Here is a 23,609-nt window from a genome sequence, read left to right as displayed (position 1 = left end):
GATGCGGTGACGTCTGGTTGGCACAGATGTGACAACCGTCGACGAAAGGTCCGCATGCCCCAAAATTCCCCGAGCCCGGCGACCGCAAAGGTCGAGCCCCCGACGCGCATCCAGCAAAACCTCCTCGCGCGCGGGGAGCGAAGGCTATTGAACTGGCTGTGCGCCCGCCTGCCCGCATGGGTGACGCCCGACCGATTGACGCTACTCGGCTTTATCGGCGCCGCGCTGGTGGCGGCGGGCTATATGCTGAGCTGGATCGACGACGAATGGCTGGGGCTTTCGCTTGCTGGCTATCTCGTCAACTGGTTCGGCGACTCGCTCGACGGCAGCCTCGCCCGCTGGCGACGGATCGAGCGGCCGGCTTACGGCTATTTCGTCGACCATAGCGTCGACGGGATCGCGATCGTCCTGATCGTCGGCGGCATCGGCGCGAGCCCTTATTTCCGGCTCGACGTCGCGCTGCTCGGGGCGGTCGGCTATCTCCTGCTGGCAATCCACACCTTTTTGTCGGCAAAGGTCCTGGGCGAATTTCGCCTGTCCTACATGGCGGGCGGGCCGACCGAGTTGCGCCTCATGCTGATGGCGATGACCATCGTCATGCCGCTCGTCGGCGGCGGCAATGTGCTCGGCACCGATTTCTCCGCCTTCGATCTGTTCGGGCTTTTGGTGGCCAGCATATTGGTGACGCTGTTCGTCGTGCAGAGCTTTGCGACGGCAAAGCTGCTCGCGCAGCGCGGCGGCTAGCCGCGAACGCGCGCCATCGGATAGGTGCCGAGCAAGCGCAGCGTCTTGGTCTGGAACTGGAGTTCCTCGAGCGCACGGTCGACCGCCTCGTCGCCCGGCGCGCCGACGATGTCGGCGTAGAATTTGGTGGCCGCAAAGCTGCCGCCGACCTGATAGCTTTCGAGCTTTGTCATATTGACGCCGTTGGTCGCGAAGCCGCCGAGCGCCTTGTAGAGCGCAGCGGGAATATTCTTCACCTCGAAGACAAAGGTTGTCATCAACGGCACGCCATCGGGCAGCGCCGCCAGCGGCTCGCGCGCCAGGACAACGAACCGCGTCATATTGTGATCGGCGTCCTCGATCCCCGATTCGTGGAGGGTAAGGCCATAGAGCTCCGCGGCATGCGGCGGTGCGATCGCGGCGAGCCCCGCCTCGTCGCTGTCCGCCACCCACGCGGCCGCGCCCGCCGTGTCGCTGTGCGCGACCGGCGCGATCCCGTTCCGACGCAGCCAGACGCGGCACTGGCCAAGTGCCTGCTCATGGCTCATCGCGCGCGTGACGGGCGCCAGATTGCGGCTCATCAATCCGTGCCGGATGCGCAGGAAATGCTCGCCAACGATGTGCAGCCCGGAATCGGGCAGCAGAAAGTGGATGTCGGCGACGCGGCCATGCAGGCTGTTCTCGATTGGGATGATGGCCCGGTCGACCCGACCATCGCGCACCGCGTCGATAGCGTCCTCGAACGCATAGCAAGGCAGCGGCAGCGCATTGGCGTCGAATTCGCGTGCAGCAAGATCGCTGTTGGCACCGGGCGCGCCCTGGAACGCCAGCCCCCGCGCCGGGCTGGCGAGCGCCGCCGTCTTCATCTCGTCGACCAGTCGCTGCGCCGAAGCCGAATAACTGCCCATGTCTGCCTTCCTGAAGTGCGCCGCGGCGCATAGCGGGAGGCCGCGTGCCGCGCAACATCGTTGGACGCACGCCGAAACCTCCTTCATCCCCTTGCGCCGCCGCGTGCGCGCCAGTAAGGGAGCGACCAATTCTATCAAGCGCGCCGACACGGGGGCGCCAGCGAACGGGGCTGCAAGCATGGATAATCGCAACAACACTATTGCCGGATGGGTCTTGTTCGCCGGCATTTGCGCGCTCGGACTGTCGATCGGTTCGGGCATGGTGTTCGCGACGCATCACCCCGAAAAGGAAGGCTATCCGATCGAGGATAGCGAAGCCGGTGGCGCCGCGGAAGCCGCGACCCCGCTCCCCAATCTGCTTGCCGCCGCGGATCCTGCAAAGGGTGAAACGGTGTTCGCCAAATGCGCGGCTTGCCACACGGTGAACCAGGGCGGCGCGAACGGCATCGGCCCGAATCTTTACGGCACGCTGGGCGAGGAAATCGGCCACGGCAAACATGGCTTCGCTTTCTCCGCCGCGCTTGCCGGTGTCGGGGGAAGCTGGGACTTCGAAAAGATGGATGCGTGGCTGACCAGCCCGCGCAAGTTCGCGCCGGGCACCAAGATGTCGTTCGCCGGCCTGTCGAACCCGGAGGACCGCGCCAACCTGCTCGTCTATCTGAACGCGCAGGGCTCGAACCTGCCGCTGCCGGCGCCGGTCGAAACCGCGGCCCCGGCGGAAGGCGGCGAAGGCGCCGCACCGGCCGCGGCCGAAGGCGACGCCGCGACGGCAGCACCTGCCGAGGGTGAAGCGACTCCGGCGGACGGGGCGGCCCCTGCACCGGCAGAAGCCAAGAAATAACGCGAACCGCGCCCGTCGTACTGGCGGGCGCGTTGATCGCCCTGCCGCTGTCAGGCTGTGGCAATCCCGACGCGGAAAATCAGGCGCCGGCGACGAGCAAGCCGGCCGTCGCCGAGCCCGCGACACCGGTCGAACCGACCGCCACGATGGGCGAAATGGTCTTTCGCCGCTGCATGGCCTGCCACACGATCGACAAGGGCGGCGCCAACGGGATCGGGCCGAATCTGTATGGCGTTGTCGGCCGCGCGGTGGCGTCGCGTCCCGGCTTTTCCTATTCGGGCGCGATGAAGGCGAAAGGCGGCGCGTGGAGCGAGGCGGCGCTCGATGCCTTTCTCGAAGATCCGATGAAAACCCTGCCCGGTACGCGCATGGCGTTCGCCGGCGTCATCGACCAGGCCGATCGCAGCGCGTTGATTCTCTACCTTAAAACCCAGTCGGAATAGCCCCATCCACGTTGGTAGGCGGGAGCTTTGCGAGCCATCAATCCTCGGCATTCTCGTAGAAATGCTGGACAATGCTCCACGCCTCTTCCGCGGTCTCGACGAAAGTGAAAAGGTCCAGATCGCGGGCGCTTATCACGCCTTCTTCCACCAGCGCGTCGAAATTCACGACGCGGTGCCAGAAATCCTTGCCGAACAACAACACCGGGATCGGCTTGATCTTGCCGGTCTGGATCAGCGTCAGCAGTTCGAAGGTCTCGTCGAACGTACCGAAACCGCCGGGAAAGACACAGACAGCGCGCGCCCGCAGCAGGAAGTGCATCTTGCGGAGCGCGAAATAGTGGAACTGGAAGCTCAGGTCGGGGGTGACGTAGCGATTGGGCGCCTGCTCGTGCGGAAGGACGATATTGAGCCCGATCGATTCGCGCCCCTCGTCCGCGGCGCCGCGGTTCGCCGCCTCCATGATCGAGGGGCCGCCCCCCGAACAGACGACGAAATGACGGCACCCTTCGTCGTCGCAGGGCACCTGGCTGGCGAGGCGGGCCAGTTTGCGGGCTTCGTCGTAATATTTGGCTTTGGCCTTCAGGCGGCGCGCGATGTTGCGCTGGGCGTCGTCGGTCGCCGCCGATTCCAGTCCGTCGGCCACATCGGGTTCGGGTATGCGCGCCGAGCCATAGATGACGAGGGTCGATTCGATCTTCGCTTCCTCGAGCAGCAATTCGGGTTTGAGCAACTCGAGCTGGAAGCGCACCGGGCGAAGGTCTTCGCGCAGCAGGAAGTCGGTATCCTGGAACGCGAGCTTATAGGCGGCGCTCGCGGTCTGCGGGGTCGACAGGGCCTGCTTGGCGAACTGGGCGTCGTCCTTGGCCTTGTGAAAGCGCGAACGATGGGGCTGTTTTTCTGTTGTCATCAGCGAGCGGCTAGCCGCTTCGCATGACTTTGCCAAGACGGACGCGCCTCAGCGGCAATAGCCGTTGCCGCTCATGTCGAGATGGAAATGGTTGTAATGCGCCGCATTGTAATCGGGGCTGAGCACCGTTCCAAAGCGGCGGCATGCCGATTTATGAAGCGCCCGCAGGAACTGTTGCGAACTTCTGTCTCCGTCCCAGCCACCGTCGAGCATGATCCGCCGGCCGTCCGCGAGCACAAAGCCCGAGACGTCGACCGCGTTGGAAAAGGCGTGCTGCGACAGTCGCCCCGATCGGCCGCCATAAATATTGCGGCAACTGTATGTGCCGAAGGTCTCGACCTTCACGACCTCGGTCTTGAAATAGAGGCGTGCGGCGGGGCGCACCGCATATTCGACCCACGCCGCGAAATTGCGAGCGAGCGGACAGGTCATCGGGCCGAGGTTGGTCACCGGGGTACCGATATCGAGCAGCTTTACCGAATCGATCGAACTGCACCCACCGCCATGATCCTGGTTCGGAAGCGGGGTGAACTTCACGCCCGCCTGCTGAAGATCGACGGCGCACTGCCTGGCGTCGGGGGTGGTAAAAGATGGCGCGCCCGTCGGCTGCGGGCGCTGAACCGTCGCAGCACCGCCCGACCGTTTCGCCCCGCCGCCCTTCATGGCATCCGGGGTTCCGAAACACGCCGAAAGCGTCAGCGCGGCCGTGACCGCAACAAGCACCCGGGGCCGAAGGAATGTCGGGATCGCCATGGCGTCAAATTACCGACGAAATGGTTAACAAGCTGTATACTATTCGCTCGGCTCACCGAAAATTTCGCACGGACAGCGCAAATTGTTTGACACTTGCGCGCCCATCCTTAAACGCGGCGCCGGGCCACGCGGTCCCAACGCCGCGCGTGCTCTCTGTGAGGAGAGTTGTACATGACTGACGTAACGAAGCCGCAGGTGCGCCCTGCGCGCGCCACTTTCTCTTCCGGTCCCTGCGCAAAGCCGCCGGGCTGGTCCCCCGAAAAAATTTCCACCGAAGTGCTCGGCCGTTCGCATCGCGCGAAGATCGGCAAGGCGCGCCTGCAATATTGCATCGACCTGATGCGCGAAGTGCTGCGCCTGCCCGACACGCACCGCATCGGGATCGTACCCGGGTCCGATACCGGCGCTTTCGAAATGGCGATGTGGACGATGCTGGGCGCGCGGCCCGTCACCACGCTCGCATGGGAAAGCTTCGGCGAAGGCTGGGTCACCGACGCCGCAAAGCAGCTCAAGCTCGATCCGACGGTGATCCGCGCCGATTACGGCCAGCTTCCCGATCTCGGCCAGGTCGATTGGTCGAACGACGTCCTCTTCACCTGGAACGGCACGACGAGCGGCGTGCGCGTCCCCGACGGCGACTGGATCCCGGCGGATCGCGAAGGGCTGAGCTTCGCCGATGCGACCTCGGCGGTGTTCGCCTATGACCTGCCGTGGGACAAGATCGACGTCGCGACTTTCAGCTGGCAGAAAGTGCTCGGCGGCGAAGGCGGCCACGGCGTGCTGATCCTGGGCCCGCGTGCGGTCGAACGCCTCGAAAGCCACACCCCCGCGTGGCCGTTGCCCAAGGTTTTCCGCCTGACCAAGGGCGGCAAGCTCGTCGAGGGCGTGTTCAAGGGCGAGACCATCAACACCCCGTCGATGCTCGCCGTCGAGGATGCGATCTTCGCGCTCGAATGGGCGCAGTCGCTCGGCGGTCTCGACGGTCTCAAGGCGCGCAGCGATGCCAATGCGGCCGCACTCGATGCGATCGTCGAGGCGCGCGACTGGCTGAGCCACCTCGCGGTCGATCCCGCGAGCCGGTCGAAAACCTCGGTCTGCCTGTCGGTCGCCGGCGCGGATGCGGATTTCATCAAGAAATTCGCCGGCCTGCTCGAATCCGAAGGCGCGGCCTATGACATCGCGGGCTATCGCGATGCTCCCCCGGGCCTGCGCATCTGGTGCGGTGCGACCGTCGACACCGCCGATATCGAAGCACTCGGCCCGTGGCTCGACTGGGCTTACGCTTCGCTCAAGTGATTTCGGTGTGTCCCCGCGAAGGCGGGGACCCATCTCCTGCCATTTCATTCCGCAAGCATCGGGAGCTGGGCTCCCGCCTTCGCGGAAGCACACGGAAGGTTCTATTCCCATGACCACTCCCAAAGTCCTCATCAGCGACAAGATGGATCCCAAGGCTGCGCAGATCTTCAAGGAGCGCGGCATTCAGGTCGATGAGATCACCGGCAAGACCAAGGACGAACTGATCGCGATGATCGGCGATTACGACGGCCTCGCGATCCGCTCCGCCACCAAGGTCACCGCAGACGTCCTCGCCGCTGCAACGAACCTGAAGGTCGTCGGGCGCGCGGGCATCGGGGTCGACAATGTCGACATCCCCGAAGCATCGAAAAAGGGCGTCATCGTGATGAACACGCCTTTCGGCAACAGCATCACGACCGCCGAACATGCTGTCGCGATGATGTTCGCGCTCGCGCGCCAGATCCCCGAAGCCAATGCCGGGACGCAGGCGGGCAAGTGGCCGAAGAATGATTTCATGGGCGTCGAGCTGACGCAAAAGACCCTGGGCCTGATCGGCTGCGGCAATATCGGCAGCATCGTTGCCGAACGGGCGCTGGGGTTGAAGATGAAGGTTGTCGCCTTCGATCCCTTCCTGACCCCCGAGCGCGCGATCGAACTGGGCGTCGAAAAGGCCGACCTCGACACGTTGCTCGCGAAGGCCGATTTCATCACGCTGCACACGCCGTTGACCGACCAGACACGGGGCGTGCTGTCGAAGGAAAATCTTGCAAAGACCAAGAAAGGCGTGCGGATCGTCAACTGCGCGCGCGGGGGCCTGATCGACGAGGCGGCGCTCAAGGATGCGCTGGATTCGGGTCACGTCGCCGGCGCGGCGCTCGACGTGTTCGCAACCGAGCCGCCGCCGGCCGATCATCCGCTGTTCGGCACGCCCAACTTCATCTGCACCCCGCACCTCGGCGCGTCGACCGACGAAGCGCAGGTCAATGTGGCGATCCAGGTCGCCGAGCAGATTTCGGACTATCTGCTTACCGGCGGGATCACCAATGCCCTCAACGTCCCCAGCCTGTCGGCAGAGGAAGCGCCGAAGCTGCGTCCCTATATGAGCCTGGCCGAAAAGCTCGGCAGCCTCGTCGGCCAGCTCGCCCACGACAATCTGACCACGATCTCGATCGAGGTCGAAGGCGCGGCGGCCGAACTCAATATGAAGCCGATTACCGCCGCGGTCCTGACCGGCCTGATGCGGCGCTATTCGGACAGCGTCAACATGGTCAATGCGCCGCATCTCGCGCGCGAACGGGGCATGGACGTGCGCGAAGTCCGCCATGACCGCGAAGGCGACTATCACACGCTGATCCGCGTTACCGTCGCGACGAGCCAGGGCGACCGCTCGGTCGCGGGTACGTTGTTCAGCAACAACGATCCGCGTCTGGTCGAAATGTTCGGGATCAAGGTCGAGGCGGATCTCGCCGGCGACATGCTCTATATCGTCAACGAGGACGCGCCGGGCTTCATCGGCCGTATCGGCGGCGCGCTCGGCGATGCCGGCCTCAACATCGGCACCTTCCACCTCGGCCGCCGCGCCGCGGGCGGCGAAGCGGTGCTGCTGCTCAGCCTCGATTCGCCGCTGCCCGAACCACTGCTGTGGCAGATCTGCCAGCTTCCCGGCGTGAAGACGGTAAAGGGGCTGAAGTTCTGAACCCGTCACCCCCTCCCCTTCAGGGGAGGGGTAGCGAGACTTGCGAGCTTGCTCGCTAGTCGCAGCGGGGTGGGCCAAGAGGTCTATGCAAGGCCGATGCCCCCACCCCAACCCCTCCCCTAAAGGGGAGGGGCTTTCGTTTACGGCCCTCACCGCGTAGGAGAGCCCCCAATGACCAAGGCCCCTGCCCTGCTACCCGAAGGCCTCCGCGACCGCCTACCCGCGCAGGCCGAAGCGGCGTCGCGCGTGACGCGAGCGCTCGTCGATGCGATGCGGTCGCACGGGTACGGCCGCGTCGCGCCGCCGCTCGCCGAGTTTCGCGAGACGCTGGGGGGCGACGACGAACGCGCGTCGCGCGACCTGCTGCGTTTCACCGACCCGGTGTCCCAGCGCACGATCGCGCTGCGCCCCGACATCACGCGGCAGGTGGGCCGCATCGCAACCTCGCTCCTCGCACAGGCGCCGCGCCCGCTGCGGCTCTGCTACGCGGGACAGGTCGTCAAGCTGCGCGCGAGCCAGCTTCGCCCGGCGCGCGAAATGCTTCAAGTCGGCGCCGAGTTGATCGGCAGCGACAGCGTCGCCGCGGCGCGCGAGATCGTCAGTGTGGCGATCGACGCGCTCGATGCGGCGGGGATCGGCCCCGTGACGCTCGACTTCACCCTCCCCGACCTTGTCGATCTGCTCGCGGGCGGGCCGCTTCCGGTCGCGGTCGACCGCGACGAACTGCGCGACGAACTCGATGCCAAGGATGCGGGCGCGCTCATCCGCATCGGCGCCGAGGCGTATCTGCCGCTGCTGCGCGCGACCGGTCCATTCGACCGCGCGATCGCCGACCTGCGCGCCTTCGACACCGCCGGCGTGCTGACGAGCCGCCTCGATGCGATCGAGGCGATTGCGGCGCCGATCCGCGATCGCGTCACGCTGACGCTCGACCCGACCGAGCGTCATGGCTTCGCTTATCAGAGCTGGTTCGGCTTTTCGGTCTTTGTGCCCGGACATGGCGCGCATGTCGGCTTGGGCGGAAGCTATGCGATCCCGGTCGGCGGCGGACAGGAAGAGCCCGCGGTCGGCTTTTCGCTCTACCCCGACCCGCTGATCGACGAGGGACTGGCGCGGGAGGACGAGCGCGAACGGGCGGTTTTCCTGCCGCTGGGCCACGACACCGCGATCGCCGCAAGCCTGCGCGCCGATGGGTGGCGCACCGTCGCGGCGCTCACCGACGCCGACGATGCCGCGGGGCTCGGCTGCGGCTACCGCCTTGGCCCCAATGGCCCCGAAACGCTCTAGAAATCGGCCTTTCCGAAGCGCGGCACGCCTTTGTTCTGGCCCGGCGGGTCAAGAACGGTAACGTCGAGGTCGAGCGGCTCACCGATCCACTGCGCGAGCGTGGTGTGGTCGGCGAGATCGTCGTCGGTCAGCGGATGGACGAGAGCGCGGAGCCCGGCGGCCTCGATCTGCGCGGTGACCGCATCGACCGACTGCGCGAGGAAATGCACCTCATATTGCGCGATCGGGTGCGGCCCGACGGGGCGATCGGTCATCGGGCCGGTAAGCAGGATCGCGGGATCGGCGGCGAACGCATCGCGCAGCGCAGCGGCAGCGGGTCGCTCGGCCGGATCGTAATAGATATGGGCGTGATAGGGGGCCTGGGGATCGGTCATCCTCAGTCTCTAGCGCGCGGCCTTCCGGTCGAACAGCCGTTTCAACCAGGCATCGACCGTCGCGGTGGCGGGATAAGCAGGGTCGCCGAGGCTGCGGTTGATCTCCATATGACCCCTCAACCCCTCACCGTCGAAGCTTCCGGTCTCGACACGGCTCCCGCCCGCCTCAAGCGCTGCCGCGAACGCCTTGGCCTGCCGCACGCCATCGGGGCGCTGAACATGGAGCAACAGAAAGGCCGGCGCATTGGGTGCTGCGGCCTGTTCGGTCGGCGACAGGCTCAACTGGCGCTCCGGGTCCGCGCCGAACGCCTGCGCATAGGTTTTCTGCATGATGGGCGGCCCATCCCGCATCTGAGCCGCGACGTCGTAGGCCGCACCGTCGATCGGAATCACGCCCGCCACGTCGGCGAATGTCAGTCCCGCGCTCTTCAGATAGCGTTCGTCGGTACCGACGAGCGCAACCAGATGTGCGCCCGCGCTATGCCCCATCAATACGATGCGGTGGCGGTCGATGCCGAGCGAGGCGGCGCGATCGACGAGCGCGCGCACCGCAGCGGCGACATCGGCCGCCTGCTGCTCGACCGTTGCCGCCGGAACGAGCCGATAGTTGATCGACGCAAAGGCATAGCCCTCGCCCGTATAATGCGGCGCCTTGAATCGTCCGGTCGCATTGTCCTTGTCGCCGCGCTTCCAGCCTCCGCCGTGCACGAAGACGATCAGCGGCGCCGAGCCCCCGGCCGTCTTCGCTTTCCAAATGTCGAGCGTCTGCAGCGGATCGGCGCCGTAGGCGACGGTTTCGGCCCCCTCGGCCTTGGGCTCTGCACCGGCTGCCATTCGCTCTGCGAGCCGGTCTCGCAACCGCTCGCGCGCGTTGGCCAGGGGACCCGGGGTAGCCACGCTCGCAACGGCAAAGACCGCCACGGCAACCCAACCTGTCAATGTGCGCATCATCCTGCCCTCATCAGTGATCGATCGGCCGGACTCATGGCCGTCGAATGTCGCACGGATATGGCAGACGCACGCGCGCTTGTGGCAAATTGTTGCGCCGCGCGCCCTTGTGTCGGCGCCCAAATCCGCTAAGGCCGCGCCGGGCCGGCGCTGATCGCTTGGGCCCGGATCTGCAGGACAGCATCATGGCAAATGTTACCGTCATCGGGTCGCAATGGGGCGACGAGGGCAAGGGCAAGATCGTCGACTGGCTCGCCAGCCGCGCCGACGCCGTCGTCCGCTTTCAGGGCGGTCACAACGCCGGCCATACGCTCGTCGTCGGCGAACAGGTCTACAAGCTGTCGCTCCTCCCCTCGGGGATCGTCACCGGCACGCTGTCGATCATCGGCAACGGGGTGGTGCTCGATCCCTGGGCGCTTCGCGACGAGATCGCCAAGCTGCGCGGCCAGGGGGTGACGATCAGCCCCGACAATTTCGCCATCGCCGACAATTGCGCGCTGATCCTGCCCTTTCACCGCGATCTCGACGCCTTGCGCGAAACCGCGGCGGGCGCAGGCAAGATCGGCACCACGGGGCGCGGCATCGGCCCCGCCTATGAAGACAAGGTCGGCCGGCGCGCGATCCGCGTCTGCGACCTGGCGCATCTCGACCATCTCGAACCGCAGCTCGACCGCCTGACCGCGCACCACGATGCGCTGCGCGCCGGCTTTGGCGAGCCGCCGATCGACCGCGCGGCGCTGATCGCCGACCTGCGCGAGATCGCCGACTATGTGCTCGAATATGCGCAGCCGGTGTGGAAGCGGCTGAAGAAGGTTCGCAAGGCCGGCGCGCGCATCCTGTTCGAAGGCGCGCAGGGCGTGCTGCTCGACATCGACCACGGTACCTATCCCTTCGTCACCAGTTCGAACACGGTCAGCGGCACTGCTGCCTCGGGCTCGGGTCTCGGCCCCTCGGCGGTGGGTTTCGTGCTTGGTATTGCCAAGGCCTATACGACGCGCGTCGGCAGCGGCCCCTTCCCCACGGAGCTCGAGGACGAGACCGGCCAGCGGCTCGGCGAGCGCGGGCATGAATTCGGCACCGTCACCGGACGCAAGCGCCGCTGCGGCTGGTTCGATGCGGTGCTGGTGCGCCAGAGCTGCGCCGTGTCGGGCGTCACCGGCATCGCGCTGACCAAGCTCGACGTGCTCGACGGTTTCGAAAAGGTCCGCATCTGCACCGGATACCGGCTGCGCGGCAAGATCCTCGACTATTTCCCGAGCCACGCCGCCGACCAGGCCGCGGTCGAGCCGATCTACGAGGAAATGGAAGGCTGGAGCGAATCGACCGCGGGCGCGCGCAGCTATGCCGACCTTCCCGCCCAGGCGATCAAATATATCCAGCGCGTCCAGGAACTGATCGAAACACCGATCGCGCTCGTGTCGACGAGTCCCGAACGCGAGGATACGATTTTGATCCGCGACCCGTTCAGCGACTAACGCCCGGCGGCCGCGACGTCGCAGATCGCCGCGACGAAGCCTGGGGGGTCGTTTTCCTGCACGAAATGTCCGCCCTTGAGTGTGCGGTGCGCCATGTCTCGCGCGCCGGGAATGCGCTCGACGAACAGCGCGTCGCCGCCGCGCGTAATCGGGTCGCCGTCGGTGAAGCAGCACAGGAACGGCTTGTCGAAGCGTTCGAGCGCCGCCCACGCGCGCTTCTGGTCGGGCACTGCGACATTATCGCCCAGCGGAACGAACGACGGATACAGGCGCGCCGCAACCTTCGACGCCCGCGTCGGGAACGGCGCGTCATAGGCTGCGACTTCCTGCGGCGCCAGGGTCCGCTTCGCCCCGGCATTCACGATCCGTCCGATCGGGAAGACCGGGCTGTAGCGCGAAAAGGCACGCCAGATCGCAAAGGCGCGCGGTGCGGGCTGCCCCTCGGGAAGCCCGCCGTTCGACAGCGCGACCCCGGCAAAGCGTTCGGGCATGTCCGCAACGAGCCGCAGACCGATCAAGGATCCCCAATCCTGGCAAGCCAGGATCATGTTTCGCAAATCCAGCGCTTCGATCCACTGACGCATCCACGCGACCTGCGCCGCATAGCTATGGGCCGATGGATCGAGCGGCTTGTCCGACCGACCGAAGCCGATCAGGTCGGGCACGACGACGCGAAAGCCTGAATCGACGGCGGGCGCGATCATCTTGCGATACAGATATCCCCAGGTCGGCTCGCCGTGCAGCATCAGCACCGGCTGCGCGTCGCGCGATCCTTCGTCGATATAATGGACGCGAAGCCCGTCCGCGATACCGGCGTAGTTCGGCGCATAGGGCCAGTCCGGCAGCGCGGCGAACCGCTCATCCGGCGTCCGATAGACGCGCATCATCCCCTCCCCACCTTTTTTGGTCGGCGGCCAGCTTAGGCGCGCGTCCGGCGGACGCAAGCCGCTTCCGTTCGACNAACCGCTCATCCGGCGTCCGATAGACGCGCATCATCCCCTCCCCACCTTTTTTGGTCGGCGGCCAGCTTAGGCGCGCGTCCGGCGGACGCAAGCCGCTTCCGTTCGACCCGCCATCGTGGCACGAGTGGCGACATGAGCCGCCAGATTCTCGTCTTCTATGGAAGCTATCGCCGCGACCGGCAGGGCATCAAGCTCGCCCGCTGGATCGTCGACGCCGTCGCCGCGCGCGGCGACACTGCCGAATTGATCGATGCCAAGGCTGTCGGGCTGCCGATGCTCGACCGGATGTACAAGGAATATCGGAAGGGGGAGGCACCGCCCGCGATGGAGCAGCTCGCCGGCAAGATTCGCGCCGCCGACGGATTTCTGTTCGTGACCGGCGAATATAATTGGGGACCGCAGCCCGGCCTCAAGAATCTGACCGACCATTTCCTCGAGGAATGGTTCTGGAGGCCCGCGGCGATCGCCTGTTACTCGGCCGGCCCCTGGTCGGGGGTCAGGGCGATGATGGGCTGGCGCGACACGCTCGGCGAAATGGGAATGGCGGTCACCTCCTCGATCCTCCCGGTTGGCCGGATCGGAAGCGCGTTCGACGCCGAGGGCCGGCCGGCGGGCGAGGACGGTGCCCGACTGGAAAAGGCCTTTCCGCGCTTTGCCGACGATCTCAACTGGTGGATCGACGCTGCCAAGGCGCAGCGGGCCCGTCAGGCGCCGCCCTATTAAAAGTCCGCGCACCCCCGCGAAGGCGGGGGTCCATCTCGGCATGGTACGATGGCGCCGACAGGAGGTGGGTCCCCGCCTTCGCGGGGACACATAGCAGCCGGAATGGGCTCGCTGCGGCTACCCCGACTTGAGCTCGCTGCCGAGCCGCAGGCTCGCGCGCCAGAAAAAGAAGGCGGGGATCAGCCCGAGCCAGCCCGCGCCATAAAGGACATAGCGCACGCTTTCCTCGCCATAGGTGGGGGCGAGCGCGTCCGACAACACGCCGAACAGGAACGGTCCGAAACCCAGTCCGATCAGATTCTGTCCGAACAGCATGATCGATGCGGCAACCGCGCGCGCCTGCGGCCGCACCAGCCCCTGCACGCACGCGTAGGCTGGACCATAGTAGGCCGAGTTCAAGATTGTCGGCAGGATCAGCATCGCGACGGCGACCCGCCAATCCTCCATCGCATAGCCGAGGAACAGGATCGGCGCTCCGATCGCCATGCCAAAGGCGGGGAGCGAGAGGATGTGCCGCTTGTCGCGCTTGCCGAAAACGTCCGCGCATTTTCCGCCCAGCCACGTCCCGAACACGCCTGCAAGCCCGAGCACGATCGCCATAGACAGCCCGGCCTCGGTCGTCGAGAGGCCGTGACTGCGGATGAAGAAGCTGATCGTCCACAGGGCCTTGCCATAGCCCAGGAAGGCGGTGACCGACGCCGCGATCAGGATATAGACGAAGGCGCGCGAAGCAAAGATTTCGCGAAACGCGTCGCGCGCGCGCAATTGCGGGGGGCCCGCCGCAAGAGGGCCCTCTGCGGCGCGGCCGTGACGTGGCTCGCGCATGAAGACGAGCACCGCCACCGCGAGCAGCAGCCCGGGCGCACCGACGAGCATCAGCGCGATGCGCCAGCCGTAGAGGTCGTTGACGATCCCGCCAAGGATCAGCCCGAGCAGCGACCCGATCGGTACGCCAAGACCATAAAAGGCGATCGCCGACGACCGCTTCTCTGCGGGCACGCTGTCGGTGATCAGCGAGTGTGCGGCGGGGGTACAGCCCGCCTCGCCGACACCGACGCCGATGCGCGCCAGCAAAAGCTGGACGAAATTCTGCGCGAGCCCACAGACGGCGGTCATCGCCGACCAGATGGCAAGCGCGCCCGCGATCAGGCGGACGCGGTTGGTCCCCGCCTTGTCGGCATAGCGGGCGATCGGAATGCCGAGCAACGCGTAGAAGACGGCGAACGCCGGCCCGGCCAGCAGCCCCAGTTCGGTGTCCGTGAGTCCCAGGTCGGCCTTGATCGGTTCGGCGAGAATATTGACGATCTGCCGATCGAGGAAATTGAAGATATAGACGATCAGCAGGATCCACAGCATCGTGCGCGTCTGGGCACTGACGCTAGCGACGGAGGGTGGCGCGACCCCGGCGACAAGGGCAGGTTTTTCATTCATTTTTCTCTCCCGAACGGAAGGTGCAAAGCAGGAGAGAGGCTGTCAACGCCGTTGCGGCGCCTCGAAAATAGCGGCTTGCAATTGCCGCTACGGCTGGCAAGCCTGAGGCCCATGAAAAAATTTCTTCCACTTGCCGCATTCTCGGCCACCGCCCTGATGCTTCTGTCAAACGGCGCGGCGGCTATGCCTCCGCCGCTTCCGGATGTGGAAGGCAAGGATGCGGCGACGCTGGCCACGGAAATGGCCGCTGGTGAAACGAGCAGCGAAGCGATCGTCGCCGCCTTTCTTCAGCGGATCGCGCGGATCGACGATGCCGGGCCAAAACTCGATGCGGTGATTGCGACCTTCCCGGATGCGATGTCGGTCGCGCATCGGCGCGACCTCGAACGAAAGGCCGGCAAGCTGCGCGGGCCGCTCCACGGGATCCCCGTTCTGCTCAAGGACAATATCGAGGCGGCGGGCCCGCTGCCGACGACCGCGGGGTCGCTGGCCTTGAAGGATAATGTCACGAACCGCGACGCACCACTGGTCGCGCGGCTGCGCGAGGCCGGCGCGGTGATCCTGGGCAAGACCAACCTTTCCGAATGGGCGAACATCCGGTCGAACAATTCGACAAGCGGCTGGAGCGCCGTGGGCGGGCTGACGAAAAATCCGCACGCGCTCGACCGCAACACCTGCGGCTCTTCGGCGGGCAGCGGCGCGGCGATGGCGGCGAGCCTTGCGGCGCTCACGGTGGGGACCGAAACCGACGGATCGATCACCTGTCCGTCGGGGGTGAACGGCATCGTCGGCTTCAAGCCCACGGTCGGTCTGGTCAGCCGCACCTTCGTCGTGCCGATCAGCCATAGTCAGGATACCGCCGGACCGATGACGCTTTCGGTCCGCGATGCCGCGGCGATGCTGACCGTCATGGCCGGCACCGACCCCGCCGATCCGGCTACCGCAGACGCCGATGCGCACAAGGTCGATTTCTCGGCACAGCTCTCTCCCGGCGCGTTGAAGGGAAAGCGCGTCGGCGTGCTGCGCGACCGTATCGGGGATCGTGCCGATATCGCGGCGCTGTTCGACGCGGCGCTGAAGCAGATGGCGGACATCGGCGCGACGATCGTCGAGATCGAGGACAGCAAGACGGGGTATGAAGATCCCGGCGAGGCCGAGTTCGACGTGCTTATGTTCGAACTCAAGGCCGATATGGCATCCTACCTCGCCGATCTGCCGACCAGGGACGGACCGAAGACGCTCGCGGACCTGATCGCGTTCAACACGGCGCATCCCGATGAATTGCGCTGGTTCGATCAGTCGCTTTTCCAGCTGGCGGAAACGAAGGATGGGCTCGACAGCCAGGCCTATCGCAATGCGCGCGCCCGGTCGCTCCGCCTCGCCGGGGTCGACGGGATCGACAGGCTGCTGAAGGAGCATGACGTCGACTTGCTCGTCGGCGTGACCAACGGACCGGCATGGACCAGCGACCTCGTCAACGGTGACCATTACAGCGGCCCGGGCGTCGGCAGCCTTCCCGCCGTGGCGGGCTACCCGCACCTGACCGTGCCGATGGGCACCGTCGAAGGATTGCCGGTCGGGATCAGCTTCATCGGCACGAAATGGGCAGACGCCGACATCCTCGCCGCGGGCTATGCCTATGAACAGGCGAGCCGCAAGCGCGCCGTTCCGACCTATCGCGAGAGCGTGACCCCCTGAGCGCGCCTATTCATGCTCCAGGAACTCGGTCGGCACCTGGATCGCGTGCGTCGCCAGGCGGACTTCGTAGAGGAACAGGCCGAGCGATAGCAGCAGGAAGAGCATAGCCAGGACGAACACGCCCGAAATCGCGAGCCCGATATGCAATCCCGCCGCATATTGCATGAAGAGCAGCGAGACGAGCACGCACACGACAAGCCCGCCGCACACCGCGCACAGGATCGCGTTGTTGATGACACGCATCCGCCGCACCAGCAGGCGTAGCTCGTCGACGAGCCGCGCATGTTCGACGCCGCTCGTCGCGCCATGCCGTTCGGACAGCTTGCGCGAGCGATCGATCACGCGCGCCAGCCGGCCGGTGAAGACGTTCAGCAGATTGCCCATCGCGACCAGCAGGAACACCGGCGCGACGGACAACTGGATCGTCTGGGCGATCGTCGGCGCCCCGTCGAGGATGGAAGTCAGCGCCTAGCTCCCTCCGCCTGCGGCAACCGACGGCGTATTGACGCCGTGCATCGACAGAAACTTGCGAATGTTGCGCGCCGCCTGGCGGATGCGCTGCTCATTCTCCACCATCGCGATGCGGACATAGCCTTCGCCGTCCTCGCCATAACCGACGCCCGGCGCGACCGCGACCTTGGCATGGGTCAGCAGCTGCTTGGAAAACTCCAGGCTGCCCATATCCTTGAGCGCGGGCGGCAGCGGCGCCCAGGCGAACATCGACGCGGGCGGGCTCGGAATATCCCAGCCGGCACGCGCGAAGCTTTCGACCATCACGTCGCGGCGCTTCTGGTATAGCTCGCGGTTCTTCGCAACGATGTCCTGCGGCCCGTTGAGCGCGGCGCAGGCGGCCGCCTGGATCGGCGTGAAGGCACCATAGTCGAGATAGGATTTGACGCGCGTCATCGCCGCGATCAGCCTCTTGTTGCCCACGGCAAAGCCCATGCGCCACCCCGCCATCGAATAGGTTTTCGACATCGAGGTGAATTCGATCGCCACATCCTTCGCGCCGGGCACCTGCAGGATCGAAGGCGTCGGATTGCCGTCGTAATAGAGTTCCGAATAGGCGAGGTCGGACAGGACCCAGACCTTGTTTTCCTTCGCCCACGCCACAAGCCGTTCGTAAAAGGCAAGGTCGACCGCTTCGGCGGTCGGGTTCGACGGATAGTTGACGACGAGGATCGACGGGCGCGGCACGGTAAAGGCCATCGCGCGGTCGAGCGCGCGCCAGTAATTCTCGTCGGGCGTCGTGGGTACGCTGCGGATCGTCGCGCCGGCGATGATGAAACCGAAGGTATGGATCGGATAGCTCGGGTTCGGCGCGAGCACGACATCGCCCGGACCGGTGATCGCGGTGGCAAGGCTCGCCAGCCCCTCCTTCGACCCCATGGTCACCACGACCTCGCTCTCGGGATCGAGTTCGACGTTGAACCGGCGCGCGTAATAATTCGCCTGCGCCCGGCGCAGACCCGGAATGCCCTTCGACTGCGAATAGCCGTGCGCGTCGGGCTTGCGTGCCACTTCGCACAATTTCTCGATCACATGCTCGGGCGGCGGCAGGTCGGGGTTGCCCATTCCCAGGTCGATGATGTCCTCGCCCGCGGCACGCGCGGCCGCTCGCATCGCATTCACTTCGGCGATGACATAGGGCGGCAGGCGCTTGATGCGGTAGAATTCATCGTCGGACATGGGAAACTAGAACAACTCCTTTTCGTTACGTAATAAAATGTCGCGAACGGCGCCTCGCCAGCCACGACATGGCTTGTTATACGCATTCGAAGAGAGGCTTACCAGCGGGAACAACATATGCGCGAGGATGGCAAAGGCGGAATGGACGAGCTCGGCGACGCACCGAACCCCTTTTTGCCGGCACCCGAGGATCTGCAGCACTGGACGAGCGTGATGGCGCGCGCGCAGGCGATGATGCTCGAATTCGCGCTCGGACAGGCCGACGAGGAACAGGGTGCAACGCCGCTGTTCGATCCGACCAAATGGCTGGGCAGCGACGGCGCGCAGCTGTGGGCCGAACAGTCGGCGAAGATGTGGGAACAGGGCGTCGCCTTCTGGTCGTCGCTCGCCACGCTGACACCGGGCTTCACGCCCGACGGTTCCGCGGAAACGCCGAAGGATCGCCGGTTCGCCGACCCCGACTGGACCCAGAACCCCGCCTTCGCGCTGATCCGGCAGACCTACGGCCTGTTGTCGGACCAGCTTCTCCAGACGACGCGCCAGCTTCCCGGTCTCGACCCCGACGCGCGGACCCGGATGGAATTTGCCGCAAAGACGATGGCGGAGGCGCTATCACCGACCAATCTTGCGATCACCAATCCCGAAGTGATGAAGCGCGCTATCGAAACGCGCGGCGAAAGCCTGCTCAAAGGGCTTCGGCACATGCTCGCCGACATGGCACGCGGGCAGTTGAGCCACGTCGACAAGGACGCGTTCGAACTCGGCGTAAACATCGCGACGACCCCGGGCAAGGTCATTCACGAAACCGACCTTTATCAACTCATCCACTACGCACCGACGACGAAAGAGGTTTTCACCGTTCCACTCGTCATCTTTCCGCCGTGGATCAACCGCTTCTACATCCTCGACCTCAACCCGGCGAAAAGCTTCGTCAAATGGGCGGTCGACCAGGGACTGTCGGTATTCATGGTGTCGTGGAAGTCGGCGGACGCGTCGATGGTCGATATCGTATGGGACGATTATGTCGCGGCGCAGGTCGACGCGATCGATACGATCCGCGATCTCCTGGACGTCCCGCACGTCCACACGATCGGCTATTGCGTCGCGGGCACCACGCTCGCCGCGACGCTCGCGATGCTCGCGGCAAAGGGAGAGGACGACAAGGTCAAGTCGGTGACCTTTTTTACCGCGCAGGTCGATTTCGAGCTGGCGGGCGATCTCAAGATGTTCGTCGACGACAGCTATCTTGCCTTGCTCCAGCAACTGTCCTCGCAGGGTTTCCTCGACGGCCGCTATATGGCCGCGACCTTCAACGCGCTCCGCGGGCGCGACCTGATCTGGAACTATGTCGTCAATAATTACCTGCTCGGGAACGACTATCCTCCCTTCGACCTGCTCTATTGGAACGGCGACGTCACCAATCTGCCCGCGAAGTGGCACCGGCAGTATCTCGTCGATCTGTATCGTGATAACCGGCTCGTGATCCCGCACAGCCTGTCTGTGTGCGGGACACCGATCGATCTGAAGAAGATACGCACCCCGGCTTATGTCCAGGCCGGCCGCGAAGATCATATCGCACCGTTGCCGAGCGTCTGGCGGCTGATGGACCATCTGTCGGGGCCGAAGACGTTCCTACTGGCGGGGTCGGGCCATATCGCGGGCGTGGTAAATCCGCCCGCCGCCGGAAAATATCAATATTGGACCGGCGACAATGCCGCCGAAAGCCTGGACGATTTCATCGCGTCGGCGCAGGAAACCAAGGGCAGCTGGTGGCCCCACTGGATCGGCTGGATTTCGGAACGGGACAGCGAAAAAACTGGCGCCAAGGGGGCGCGCATTCCCGGAAAAGGTGCTAAGAAGGCGATTGAGGATGCCCCCGGTCGCTACGTCAAACAACGGTAATACCGGGACATTACAAGGCCAACGAGATCGGAGGCCGCCTATTTTTGTGCACCGCACAAAAATCACTTGAAATCTCCGATCGACTCCTATATTGTGCAGTGCAACATAAAGGAGTTGTTCCATGGCTACCAAGATGGACAGTGCTGAAAAGGCTTTCGAAGCCGCGACGCTGGAAACGGCTGCCAAGCCGGCGACTCCTGCGGCGCCGGCTGCGAGCGAAATTGCCGCCCCGGCCCCTGCAAAGGCCGAAGCGCCGAAGACCAAGACCGTGAAGGCGAAAGCCAGGCCGGTCCAAAAGAAGGCCGCAAAGCCGGCCACGAAAAAGGCTGCTCCCAAGAAAGCGGCCGCAAAGACCATTGCCCCCAAGCCCACCAAGGCGGCGCCGAAACCGGCCGCTGCCGCGACCAAAGGATTCAAGAGCATGAACGACACCGTCAAGAAGTTCGCCGACGAAGCAAAGACCCGCGCCGAAGCGATGACCGCCGAATTCAACGAAAAGGCGAAGGAAGCGATGAGCAAGACCAGCAAGCTCGCCGAAGAAGCCGTCGAATTCAACAAGGCCAATGTCGAGGCGATGGTCGAATCGGGCAAGATTGCAGCCAAGGGCTTCGAAACGCTGGGCCAGGAAGGCGTCGCTTTCGCTCGCAAGAGCTTCGAAGACACGACCGCTGCGATGAAGAGCTACACCGCCGTCAAGTCGCCGGCCGAATTCTTCAAGCTCTATGCCGAAAACAGCAAGAAGGCGTTCGACGCCGCCGTCGCGCAATCGTCGAAGACCAGCGAAATGGTGGTCAAGATGGCGAACGACAGCTTCGCGCCGATCTCGAACCGCGTGTCGGTCATCACTTCGAAGATGAAGGCAGCCTAAGGGCCTTCCTCTTTTGAACGTTGGCGCGGGCCTCTCCCCTCCTCCCCGCCTGCGCCGACACCCCCAAGACCGCCCGCTTCCCCCGAAGCGGGCGGTTCTTTGCTTTTCCCGTTCCTGCGAAAAAGGGGTTAATGACGCCGCCCCCTCTTGCGATTCCACTTTGGCGTGCGATATTCTGGCGATGATGCTTCCCGCTTCGATCCCCCATGCGGTCCGCCTGATGGCGGACAAGGACGAGGATACGCCCGGCGCCCCCGGCGTGGGCATTGCAACGCGCACCCGCGCCAAGCCCAAAAAGCCCTCGATGTACAAGGTGCTTCTGCTCAACGACGACTATACGCCCATGGAATTCGTCGTGATGGTGCTCCAGCGCTTTTTCAACATGGACATCGAACGCGCGACCCAGGTGATGCTGCACGTTCATCAGCAGGGCGTCGGCGTCTGCGGCGTGTTCAGCTACGAGGTCGCCGAAACCAAGGTCAATCAGGTGATGGACGCCGCGCGGCAAAACCAGCACCCGCTGCAATGCACGCTGGAAAAAGCGTAATCTAGCCGGTCTTCGCCAGCCGTTCGGCCTCGAGCGCCGGCGACCTTTGCCCCCGTAAATCTCCGAAGCCGAGTTCGGCGCCGCAGCCCGGACAGACGGTGGCTGTACCGACCTTCGCGCCGCACGCCTTGTGGACATAAACGATGGCATAGGCCGCGCCGGTCTCGCCCGGTGCATAGGCCCAGCGCTCGGCCCAGCCGCGCAGGGCATACAGCACCCCGAACAGATCCCTGCCCTTGGCGGTCAGCCGGTATTCGTGGCGTGGAGGACGCGACTGATACTCGCGGCGCTCGACCACGCCTTCGGCCGACAATCGCTTCAGCCGGGCCGAGACGAGCTGCGGACCGAGCCCGGTGTTGCCCGCGATCGCCTCGAACCGCCCGACCCCGAAGAACAGCTCGCGCAGGATGAGCAGCACAGCGCGATCGCCGAGCAGCTCGGCGGCGCGCCCCACGGGGCAATAGGTTTTCGACAGATCGGTGCGTCTGGGCATGTCGTCCTTATGCGGCGCTTCGGGTCCGGATCAAATGGGCCAAGGTCGAAAATCGCTTGCAACTATGATTATCATATCTACTCTTGCGCTCCAAGAGGAGAGTCGCAATGCCCAATCCTGCCGCCGTCATTATCGGGGCCGGCGATGCCACCGGCGGCGCGATCGCTCGCGCCTTTGCCGCCGAAGGGCTGACCGCCTGCGTCAACCGTCGCGAACGCAGCGCCGACCAACTCGAAGCGCTTGCCGAGTCGATCCGCGAAGCGGGCGATCGGGCGCGCGCCTTCCCCGCCGATGCGCGCAGCGAGGATGCCATGACCCGCCTCTTCGACCGCGTCGAGGCCGAGGTCGGCCCGGTCGAGGCGGCAGTGTTCAACATTGGCGCCAACGTGAACTTCCCGATCGCCGAGACTACGACGCGCGTCTATACGAAGGTCTGGGAAATGGCGTGCCTCGGCGGCTTCCTGATGGGGCGCGAAGCCGCGAAGCGCATGGCGCCGCGCGGTCGCGGCACGATCATCTTCACCGGCGCGACCGCGAGCCTGCGCGGCGGTTCGGGCTATGCCGCCTTTTCGGGGGCCAAGGCCGCACTGCGCATGCTCGCCCAGTCGATGGCGCGCGAACTCGGACCGCAGGGCATCCACGTCGCCCACGTCGTGATCGACGGCGCGATCGACACCGAATTCATCAAGGGTCGCCACCCCGATTTCGACGCTGCGAAAGCGCAGGACCTGATCCTCAGCCCGCAGGCGATCGCCGCCAATTATGTGATGCTCCACAAGCAACCGAAAAGCGCGTGGACGCACGAACTCGACCTCCGCCCCTGGGGAGAAAAATGGTGATACGACACTCGCCCTCTCCCGTTGGGAGAGGGTTGCGAAGACTTGCCAGCTTGCTGGCTAGTCGCAGCTGGGTGAGGGGCTGCGCTTTGTCGATGGAACCGATCCCCTCATCCAACTCTGCCTAGCCGCCGATGGCGGCAAGGCGCCGTATCCTTCTCCCGACGGGAGAAGGAACAGGAGCAAATCATGACCAAGACCCTCGAATTCATCTTCGATTTCGGCAGCCCCAACGCCTATCTGGCGATGCAGGTCCTGCCGGACCTGCTCGAGCGTACGGGCGCCGAACTCGTCATCACGCCCTGCCTGCTCGGCGGCATCTTCAAGGCGACCGGCAACCGGGCGCCGATGCTGCAATATGCCGAGGTGCCGGCGAAGCTCGCCTATGAAAATCTCGAGATGCGGCGCTTCATCGAAAGCCACGGACTGGCGCGCTTCCGGCTCAATCCGCATTTCCCCGTCAACACGCTGCTGGTCATGCGCGGCGCGATCGTCGCGGAGGACGAAGGCGTGCTCGATGATTATGTCGACACGGTAAACCGCGCCATGTGGGAACAGGGCCTCAAGATGGACGACGCCGAGGTTGCCGCGGCCTTCCTTTCCGAAAACGGCTTCGACGGCCCCGCCTTGCTCGCGCGGACGCAGGAGCCGGCGATCAAGGCCAAACTCGCCGCGAATACCGAAGCGGCGGTCGCGCGCAGCGTGTTCGGCATCCCGACCTTCTTCGTCGGCGACCGGATGTTCTTCGGCAAGGACCGTTTGGGGCAGGTCGAAGAGGCACTCGCCTGACCCCGACTTGCCACCCCCGT

At 65.1% G+C, this 23,609-nt stretch carries 24 protein-coding genes; 14 read left to right on the top strand and 10 right to left on the bottom strand.

Features of this window, described 5'->3' with window-relative positions; translation table 11 throughout:
* Positions 1 to 54: 54 nt before the first annotated feature.
* Positions 55 to 744, top strand: a complete 690-nt coding sequence (locus AC58D2_RS10240; protein ID WP_497389927.1) for a CDP-alcohol phosphatidyltransferase family protein — start codon at positions 55 to 57, stop codon at positions 742 to 744.
* On the opposite strand, the gene AC58D2_RS10235 is transcribed toward AC58D2_RS10240, so the two are convergent.
* Positions 741 to 1,631, bottom strand: coding sequence for a prephenate dehydratase (locus AC58D2_RS10235; RefSeq protein WP_497389925.1), 891 nt, complete (start codon positions 1,629 to 1,631; stop codon positions 741 to 743). The two genes, AC58D2_RS10240 and AC58D2_RS10235, sit on opposite strands and share 4 nt — an antisense overlap.
* Positions 1,632 to 1,809: 178 nt before the next feature.
* Here AC58D2_RS10235 and AC58D2_RS10230 point away from each other — a divergent pair, with 178 nt between their 5' ends.
* Both AC58D2_RS10230 and AC58D2_RS10225 read left to right on the top strand, forming a co-directional pair.
* Positions 1,810 to 2,472 (top strand): c-type cytochrome, encoded by a 663-nt coding sequence (locus AC58D2_RS10230; RefSeq protein ID WP_497389923.1) that lies wholly within the window; start codon positions 1,810 to 1,812, stop codon positions 2,470 to 2,472.
* 32 nt (positions 2,473 to 2,504) lie between these two features.
* Positions 2,505 to 2,915, top strand: a complete 411-nt coding sequence (locus tag AC58D2_RS10225; protein ID WP_497389921.1) for a c-type cytochrome — start codon at positions 2,505 to 2,507, stop codon at positions 2,913 to 2,915.
* A 37-nt stretch (positions 2,916 to 2,952) separates the two neighbouring features.
* Here AC58D2_RS10225 and AC58D2_RS10220 read toward each other — a convergent pair whose 3' ends face one another.
* On the bottom strand, positions 2,953 to 3,822 hold the full coding sequence (locus AC58D2_RS10220; RefSeq protein ID WP_497389919.1) for an LOG family protein: 870 nt from the start codon (positions 3,820 to 3,822) through the stop codon (positions 2,953 to 2,955).
* Positions 3,823 to 3,870: 48 nt separating this feature from the next.
* Complete coding sequence (locus AC58D2_RS10215; RefSeq protein ID WP_497389917.1) at positions 3,871 to 4,575, bottom strand: extensin family protein; 705 nt, start codon at positions 4,573 to 4,575, stop codon at positions 3,871 to 3,873.
* A 171-nt stretch (positions 4,576 to 4,746) separates the two neighbouring features.
* Between AC58D2_RS10215 and AC58D2_RS10210 the strand changes: the two genes are divergently transcribed.
* The 3 genes from AC58D2_RS10210 (at position 4,747) to AC58D2_RS10200 (ending at position 8,854) form a co-directional block, all read left to right on the top strand.
* Positions 4,747 to 5,871 (top strand): phosphoserine transaminase, encoded by a 1,125-nt coding sequence (locus tag AC58D2_RS10210; protein WP_497389915.1) that lies wholly within the window; start codon positions 4,747 to 4,749, stop codon positions 5,869 to 5,871.
* A 109-nt stretch (positions 5,872 to 5,980) separates the two neighbouring features.
* Positions 5,981 to 7,567, top strand: a complete 1,587-nt coding sequence (serA, locus tag AC58D2_RS10205; protein WP_497389913.1) for a phosphoglycerate dehydrogenase — start codon at positions 5,981 to 5,983, stop codon at positions 7,565 to 7,567.
* Between the two features lie 171 nt (positions 7,568 to 7,738).
* On the top strand, positions 7,739 to 8,854 hold the full coding sequence (locus AC58D2_RS10200; protein ID WP_497389911.1) for an ATP phosphoribosyltransferase regulatory subunit: 1,116 nt from the start codon (positions 7,739 to 7,741) through the stop codon (positions 8,852 to 8,854).
* Here the strand turns inward: AC58D2_RS10200 and AC58D2_RS10195 are convergent.
* Positions 8,851 to 9,228, bottom strand: a complete 378-nt coding sequence (locus AC58D2_RS10195; RefSeq protein WP_497389909.1) for a DOPA 4,5-dioxygenase family protein — start codon at positions 9,226 to 9,228, stop codon at positions 8,851 to 8,853. The genes AC58D2_RS10200 and AC58D2_RS10195 overlap by 4 nt on opposite strands.
* 9 nt (positions 9,229 to 9,237) lie before the next feature.
* Positions 9,238 to 10,062 (bottom strand): alpha/beta fold hydrolase, encoded by an 825-nt coding sequence (locus AC58D2_RS10190; protein ID WP_497389907.1) that lies wholly within the window; start codon positions 10,060 to 10,062, stop codon positions 9,238 to 9,240.
* A gap of 299 nt (positions 10,063 to 10,361) precedes the next feature.
* Here AC58D2_RS10190 and AC58D2_RS10185 point away from each other — a divergent pair, with 299 nt between their 5' ends.
* Positions 10,362 to 11,651: an adenylosuccinate synthase gene (locus tag AC58D2_RS10185; protein WP_497389905.1), complete on the top strand. Its 1,290-nt coding sequence runs from the start codon at positions 10,362 to 10,364 to the stop codon at positions 11,649 to 11,651.
* On the opposite strand, the gene AC58D2_RS10180 is transcribed toward AC58D2_RS10185, so the two are convergent.
* A complete protein-coding gene (locus AC58D2_RS10180) occupies positions 11,648 to 12,538 on the bottom strand; it encodes a haloalkane dehalogenase (protein WP_497389903.1) in 891 nt (296 codons plus the stop codon). The genes AC58D2_RS10185 and AC58D2_RS10180 overlap by 4 nt on opposite strands.
* 207 nt (positions 12,539 to 12,745) lie before the next feature.
* Here AC58D2_RS10180 and AC58D2_RS10175 point away from each other — a divergent pair, with 207 nt between their 5' ends.
* Complete coding sequence (locus AC58D2_RS10175; RefSeq protein WP_497389901.1) at positions 12,746 to 13,336, top strand: NADPH-dependent FMN reductase; 591 nt, start codon at positions 12,746 to 12,748, stop codon at positions 13,334 to 13,336.
* 117 nt (positions 13,337 to 13,453) lie between these two features.
* Here AC58D2_RS10175 and AC58D2_RS10170 read toward each other — a convergent pair whose 3' ends face one another.
* The gene (locus AC58D2_RS10170) at positions 13,454 to 14,767 is read right to left on the bottom strand and encodes a spinster family MFS transporter (RefSeq protein ID WP_497389899.1); all 1,314 of its coding nucleotides are present in this window, start codon (positions 14,765 to 14,767) and stop codon (positions 13,454 to 13,456) included.
* A gap of 111 nt (positions 14,768 to 14,878) precedes the next feature.
* On the opposite strand from AC58D2_RS10170, the gene AC58D2_RS10165 reads away from it, so the two are divergent.
* On the top strand, positions 14,879 to 16,465 hold the full coding sequence (locus AC58D2_RS10165; RefSeq protein ID WP_497389897.1) for an amidase: 1,587 nt from the start codon (positions 14,879 to 14,881) through the stop codon (positions 16,463 to 16,465).
* Positions 16,466 to 16,471: 6 nt separating this feature from the next.
* Here AC58D2_RS10165 and AC58D2_RS10160 read toward each other — a convergent pair whose 3' ends face one another.
* Positions 16,472 to 16,882 (bottom strand): DUF2721 domain-containing protein, encoded by a 411-nt coding sequence (locus tag AC58D2_RS10160; RefSeq protein WP_497389895.1) that lies wholly within the window; start codon positions 16,880 to 16,882, stop codon positions 16,472 to 16,474.
* Positions 16,883 to 16,933: 51 nt separating this feature from the next.
* Positions 16,934 to 18,154: an LL-diaminopimelate aminotransferase gene (locus tag AC58D2_RS10155; RefSeq protein ID WP_497389893.1), complete on the bottom strand. Its 1,221-nt coding sequence runs from the start codon at positions 18,152 to 18,154 to the stop codon at positions 16,934 to 16,936.
* Between the two features lie 117 nt (positions 18,155 to 18,271).
* Between AC58D2_RS10155 and AC58D2_RS10150 the strand changes: the two genes are divergently transcribed.
* The 3 genes from AC58D2_RS10150 to clpS all read left to right on the top strand — a co-directional run bounded on the left by AC58D2_RS10150 (position 18,272) and on the right by clpS (position 21,471).
* Positions 18,272 to 20,056, top strand: a complete 1,785-nt coding sequence (locus AC58D2_RS10150) for a PHA/PHB synthase family protein (protein WP_497389891.1) — start codon at positions 18,272 to 18,274, stop codon at positions 20,054 to 20,056.
* A gap of 121 nt (positions 20,057 to 20,177) precedes the next feature.
* Positions 20,178 to 20,924, top strand: a complete 747-nt coding sequence (locus AC58D2_RS10145; protein ID WP_497389889.1) for a phasin family protein — start codon at positions 20,178 to 20,180, stop codon at positions 20,922 to 20,924.
* A 181-nt stretch (positions 20,925 to 21,105) separates the two neighbouring features.
* On the top strand, positions 21,106 to 21,471 hold the full coding sequence (gene clpS, locus AC58D2_RS10140) for an ATP-dependent Clp protease adapter ClpS (protein ID WP_497389887.1): 366 nt from the start codon (positions 21,106 to 21,108) through the stop codon (positions 21,469 to 21,471).
* A gap of 1 nt (position 21,472) precedes the next feature.
* On the opposite strand, the gene AC58D2_RS10135 is transcribed toward clpS, so the two are convergent.
* Entirely contained in the window at positions 21,473 to 21,964 is a 492-nt protein-coding gene (locus AC58D2_RS10135) for a winged helix-turn-helix transcriptional regulator (RefSeq protein WP_497389885.1), read from the bottom strand.
* 107 nt (positions 21,965 to 22,071) lie between these two features.
* Here AC58D2_RS10135 and AC58D2_RS10130 point away from each other — a divergent pair, with 107 nt between their 5' ends.
* Positions 22,072 to 22,803: an SDR family oxidoreductase gene (locus tag AC58D2_RS10130; RefSeq protein WP_497389883.1), complete on the top strand. Its 732-nt coding sequence runs from the start codon at positions 22,072 to 22,074 to the stop codon at positions 22,801 to 22,803.
* A 186-nt stretch (positions 22,804 to 22,989) separates the two neighbouring features.
* Positions 22,990 to 23,589, top strand: a complete 600-nt coding sequence (locus tag AC58D2_RS10125; RefSeq protein WP_497389881.1) for a 2-hydroxychromene-2-carboxylate isomerase — start codon at positions 22,990 to 22,992, stop codon at positions 23,587 to 23,589.
* Positions 23,590 to 23,609 lie beyond the last annotated feature (20 nt).

The organism is Sphingopyxis sp. CR5 (assembly GCF_059693785.1).
Note: the sequence above shows the minus strand (reverse complement) of the source record. Positions and strands in the feature narration are given on the sequence as shown.

Excerpts from the sequence above, each read along its gene's own strand:
- clpS (WP_497389887.1), top strand. The coding sequence starts at position 21,106 with ATGATGCTTCCCGCTTCGATCCCCCATGCGGTCCGCCTGATGGCGGAC.
- AC58D2_RS10150 (WP_497389891.1), top strand. The coding sequence starts at position 18,272 with ATGCGCGAGGATGGCAAAGGCGGAATGGACGAGCTCGGCGACGCACCG.
- AC58D2_RS10190 (WP_497389907.1), bottom strand. The coding sequence starts at position 10,062 with ATGGCAGCCGGTGCAGAGCCCAAGGCCGAGGGGGCCGAAACCGTCGCC.
- AC58D2_RS10155 (WP_497389893.1), bottom strand. The coding sequence starts at position 18,154 with ATGTCCGACGATGAATTCTACCGCATCAAGCGCCTGCCGCCCTATGTC.
- AC58D2_RS10135 (WP_497389885.1), bottom strand. The coding sequence starts at position 21,964 with ATGCCCAGACGCACCGATCTGTCGAAAACCTATTGCCCCGTGGGGCGC.
- AC58D2_RS10130 (WP_497389883.1), top strand. The coding sequence starts at position 22,072 with ATGCCCAATCCTGCCGCCGTCATTATCGGGGCCGGCGATGCCACCGGC.
- AC58D2_RS10195 (WP_497389909.1), bottom strand. The coding sequence starts at position 9,228 with ATGACCGATCCCCAGGCCCCCTATCACGCCCATATCTATTACGATCCG.
- AC58D2_RS10125 (WP_497389881.1), top strand. The coding sequence starts at position 22,990 with ATGACCAAGACCCTCGAATTCATCTTCGATTTCGGCAGCCCCAACGCC.
- AC58D2_RS10230 (WP_497389923.1), top strand. The coding sequence starts at position 1,810 with ATGGATAATCGCAACAACACTATTGCCGGATGGGTCTTGTTCGCCGGC.
- AC58D2_RS10185 (WP_497389905.1), top strand. The coding sequence starts at position 10,362 with ATGGCAAATGTTACCGTCATCGGGTCGCAATGGGGCGACGAGGGCAAG.
- AC58D2_RS10240 (WP_497389927.1), top strand. The coding sequence starts at position 55 with ATGCCCCAAAATTCCCCGAGCCCGGCGACCGCAAAGGTCGAGCCCCCG.
- AC58D2_RS10210 (WP_497389915.1), top strand. The coding sequence starts at position 4,747 with ATGACTGACGTAACGAAGCCGCAGGTGCGCCCTGCGCGCGCCACTTTC.
- AC58D2_RS10200 (WP_497389911.1), top strand. The coding sequence starts at position 7,739 with ATGACCAAGGCCCCTGCCCTGCTACCCGAAGGCCTCCGCGACCGCCTA.
- AC58D2_RS10165 (WP_497389897.1), top strand. The coding sequence starts at position 14,879 with ATGAAAAAATTTCTTCCACTTGCCGCATTCTCGGCCACCGCCCTGATG.
- AC58D2_RS10175 (WP_497389901.1), top strand. The coding sequence starts at position 12,746 with ATGAGCCGCCAGATTCTCGTCTTCTATGGAAGCTATCGCCGCGACCGG.
- AC58D2_RS10170 (WP_497389899.1), bottom strand. The coding sequence starts at position 14,767 with ATGAATGAAAAACCTGCCCTTGTCGCCGGGGTCGCGCCACCCTCCGTC.
- AC58D2_RS10220 (WP_497389919.1), bottom strand. The coding sequence starts at position 3,822 with ATGACAACAGAAAAACAGCCCCATCGTTCGCGCTTTCACAAGGCCAAG.
- AC58D2_RS10235 (WP_497389925.1), bottom strand. The coding sequence starts at position 1,631 with ATGGGCAGTTATTCGGCTTCGGCGCAGCGACTGGTCGACGAGATGAAG.
- AC58D2_RS10215 (WP_497389917.1), bottom strand. The coding sequence starts at position 4,575 with ATGGCGATCCCGACATTCCTTCGGCCCCGGGTGCTTGTTGCGGTCACG.
- AC58D2_RS10145 (WP_497389889.1), top strand. The coding sequence starts at position 20,178 with ATGGCTACCAAGATGGACAGTGCTGAAAAGGCTTTCGAAGCCGCGACG.
- AC58D2_RS10180 (WP_497389903.1), bottom strand. The coding sequence starts at position 12,538 with ATGATGCGCGTCTATCGGACGCCGGATGAGCGGTTCGCCGCGCTGCCG.
- serA (WP_497389913.1), top strand. The coding sequence starts at position 5,981 with ATGACCACTCCCAAAGTCCTCATCAGCGACAAGATGGATCCCAAGGCT.